The 3,392-nt window shown below is 72.7% G+C and carries 4 protein-coding genes; 3 read left to right on the plus strand and 1 reads right to left on the minus strand.

Going from position 1 to position 3,392, the window contains the following annotated elements:
- Nucleotides 1-278 (minus strand): LysR family transcriptional regulator (locus PROKR_RS03905; protein WP_036959694.1); only part of this gene is annotated, 278 nt, incomplete at its 3' end.
- Between the two features lie 95 nt (nt 279-373).
- Here PROKR_RS03905 and PROKR_RS03910 point away from each other — a divergent pair.
- The 3 genes from PROKR_RS03910 to PROKR_RS03920 all read left to right on the plus strand — a co-directional run.
- Entirely contained in the window at nt 374-1,348 is a 975-nt protein-coding gene (locus PROKR_RS03910) for a threonine ammonia-lyase (RefSeq protein WP_036959696.1), read from the plus strand.
- A gap of 29 nt (nt 1,349-1,377) precedes the next feature.
- Complete coding sequence (locus PROKR_RS03915; RefSeq protein WP_036959699.1) at nt 1,378-1,998, plus strand: L-threonylcarbamoyladenylate synthase; 621 nt, start codon at nt 1,378-1,380, stop codon at nt 1,996-1,998.
- Between the two features lie 10 nt (nt 1,999-2,008).
- The coding region (locus tag PROKR_RS03920; protein WP_084800235.1) for a UTP--glucose-1-phosphate uridylyltransferase at nt 2,009-3,392 on the plus strand (1,384 nt) is incomplete at its 3' end.

Raw genomic sequence — 3,392 nt, forward strand, 5'->3', positions numbered from 1 at the left:
CGCAGGCCGGCCAGAGCGTCGAGCTCGCGGCGCGCACCCTCGACGCGGCCGAGGATCTCCTCGGCGCGGTTGGCGAGCAGGCGCCCGGCCTCGGTGAGACGGACGCCGCGGCCGTGCCGCTGCAGCAGCGGGATGCCGGCGTCGGCCTCCAGGCGGGACAGGTGGTGGCTCACCGAGGGCTGCGCGTAGTGCAGCTCCTTGGCCGCGGCCGTGACGGAGCCCGTACGGGCGACCGCCGCGAGGACGCGCAGCCGGGTGAGGTCGAGCTCTGCGGTCATGCCCCCAGGTTAGCGCAGAAAGATAGGCTCCATCGATCGAAAGTCGAAGTAACAGGTATTGGACCTATGGGTCATGGGCGGGTCACGCTGGGTCCATGAAGCTCGTCGAGACCCGTCCTGACGTCACGATCGCCGACGTGCTCGCCGCGCAGTCGCGTCTGGACGGCACGGTGGTGCGCACCCCTGTGGGGGAGTACCCGGACCTGACCCGGGCCGCCGGCGCCGAGGTGGTCGTCAAGCACGAGAACCAGCAGCGCACGGGCGCCTTCAAGGCTCGCGGCGCCAGCAACCTCCTGCTCGGGATGACGGCGGCCGAGCGCGCCCGCGGCGTCGTCGCCTACTCCACGGGCAACCACGCGCAGGGCGTCGCCTACGCCGCCCGGCTGACCGGCACGGCGTGCACCATCGTCATGCCCGACGACCCGAACCCCGTCAAGCTGCGCGCCGTCCTCGACCAGGGCGCCGACGTCCTGCTGCAGGGCGCCACGTTCGACGAGGCCCGCGAGCGGGCCACCGCGCTCGCCGAGGCCTCCGGGGCGCGGCTCGTCGGCGCCGCGAACGAGCCCGCCATCATCGCCGGCGTCGGCACGCTGTACCTCGAGATGTTCCAGCAGGCACCGGGTCTCGACATGCTCGTGGTCCCGGTCGGCGGCGGCTCCGGCGCCTCCGCGGCCGGTCTGGTCGCGGCCGCCGTCGCGCCCGGCACCGAGGTGATCGCCGTCCAGTCCGCCGCCTCGCCCGCCGCCCACGACTCCTGGCACTCGGGCGCGCTCGTCGAACGGGCGAACGCCACCCGTGCGGAAGGCCTCGCCGTCGGCTGCGGGTTCGAGGTCACCCAGGGGTTGATGCGGCGCCACCTGACCGACTTCGTGCTCGTCACCGACGAGCAGATCACGCTCGCCCAGGAGCTGTACCTCACGGGTGCGCACACGGTCGCCGAGGGTGCCGGAGCCGCCGCGCTCGCCGCGGTCCTGGCGGACCCCGACCGCTTCGCCGGCCGCCGCGTCGGCGTCGTCTGCACAGGTGGGAACGCCAGCGCCGAGGAGCTGCGCCGCGCCCTAGGGCGCTGAGGGGCCCGCACCCGACTAGGCTCGGCCGCATGGCCCGCTACTTCGACGTCCACCCCGTCGACCCCCAGCCGCGTGCGGTCGGGCAGGTGGTCGCGATGCTGCGCGACGACGCGCTCATCGCCTACCCGACGGACTCCTCCTACGCCCTCGGCTGCCGGATGGACTACCACGACGGCGCGGACCGCATCCGCGGCATCCGGCGGCTCGACGACAAGCACCACTTCACGCTCGTGTGCGCGGACTTCGCCCAGCTCGGCCAGCTCGTCAAGCTCGACAACTCAGCGTTCCGAGCCATCAAGGCCGCCACGCCCGGACCCTACACCTTCATCCTGCCCGCCACCGCGGAGGTGCCGCGCCGGCTCGCACACCCCAAGAAGAAGACCGTGGGCGTGCGCATCCCCGACTCCGCCGTGACCCAGGCACTCCTCCGCGAGCTCGGCGAGCCCCTGCTGTCATCCACCCTGATCCTGCCCGACCACGCAGAGCCCCTGACCGACGGCTGGACCATCAAGGAGGAGCTCGACCACGTGCTCGACGCCGTGGTGGACGGCGGCGACGCCGGCACCGAGCCGACGACGGTCGTCGACTGGTCCGACGGTTATCCACAGGTCGTCCGAGAAGGTGCCGGCGACCCCACCCGTTTCGAATAGCCTGGGGGCCATGACCGACCCCACCGGGCTCGAGCAGGCCCGCACCAAGATGACCCAGGCAGGCGTCGTACCCGCCGCGATCGACACGTTCACGCGGTTCTACCACCTCCTGGAGTCCGGCGAGACCGGCCTGATCCGCGAGACCGACATCGACCCCCTCGTCGACATCCCCAACCGCGCCGAGCTGACCATCAGCGACGACGACGCGGCAGCCGCCCTCGCGAAGACCGCGATGCTCAAGCTCAACGGCGGGCTCGGCACGTCCATGGGCATGGACAAGGCCAAGTCGCTCCTGCCCGTCCGCGAGGCCCCCGGCGGCGGCGAGATCCTCACCTTCCTGGACATCATCGTCGGCCAGGTCCGCGCCGCCCGGCAGGCCACCGGCGCCCGCCTCCCGCTGCTGTTCATGAACTCCTTCCGCACCCGCGAGGACTCGCTGGCCGCCCTGGGGCGCTACACCGACCTCGCGGTCGACGGCCTGCCCGTCGACTTCCTGCAGAACCGCGAGCCCAAGCTCCTGGCCTCGGACCTCACCCCCGTCACCTGGGAGAAGGACCCAGACCTCGAGTGGTGCCCGCCCGGCCACGGCGACCTCTACCCGGCCCTGCACGCCTCCGGCGTCGTCGTCGCCCTCCTCGACGCCGGCTTCCGCTACATGTGCGTCTCCAACTCCGACAACCTCGGCGCCACGCCCGACGCGACCATCGCCGGCTGGTTCGCCGCCTCCGGCGCCCCCTATGCCGCCGAGCTGTGCCGCAAGACCGCCGCCGACGTCAAGGGCGGCCAGCTGGTGGTCCGCAAGGCCGACGGACGCATCGTCCAGCGCGAGACCGCGCAGACCCACCCCGACGACGTCGCCGCGTCGCTCGACGCCACCCGGCACCCGTTCTTCCACACCAACAACCTCTGGTTCGACCTGCAGGCGCTCGCGGACGAGCTCGAGCGGACCGGCGGCGTGCTGGAGCTGCCCCTGATCCGCAACGACAAGACGGTCGACCCCTCCGACCCGTCCTCGCCCGCGGTGGTGCAGATCGAGTCCGCCATGGGCGCGGCCGTGGCCGTCTTCGAGGGCGCCACCGCCATCGAGGTCGAGCGGTCCCGGTTCCTGCCGGTCAAGACCACGAACGACCTGCTGGTGCTCCGCTCCGACGTGTACACCCTCACGCCGGACTACCTGCTCGAGGCCCAGGCGCCCGCGCCGCTGGTGGACCTCGACAAGGCGCACTACAAGCTGATCGACGGCTTCACGCGGCGGTTCGCCGCGGGTGCGCCGTCGCTGCGCGACGCCGACTCGCTCACCGTGCGCGGCGACTGGACGTTCGGGTCGGGCGTGCGGGCCGAGGGCAAGGCGGCACTCGCGGGCGGCGGCGGCACGGTCCCGGACGGCGCGACGG

It is taken from the genome of Promicromonospora kroppenstedtii DSM 19349 (assembly GCF_000515355.1).
Lineage (GTDB): Bacteria > Actinomycetota > Actinomycetes > Actinomycetales > Cellulomonadaceae > Promicromonospora > Promicromonospora kroppenstedtii.

What these genes read in the sequence shown, in the direction of transcription:
- PROKR_RS03915 (WP_036959699.1), top strand. Translation starts at nt 1,378, where the DNA reads ATGGCCCGCTACTTCGACGTCCACCCCGTCGACCCCCAGCCGCGTGCG.
- PROKR_RS03910 (WP_036959696.1), top strand. Translation starts at nt 374, where the DNA reads ATGAAGCTCGTCGAGACCCGTCCTGACGTCACGATCGCCGACGTGCTC.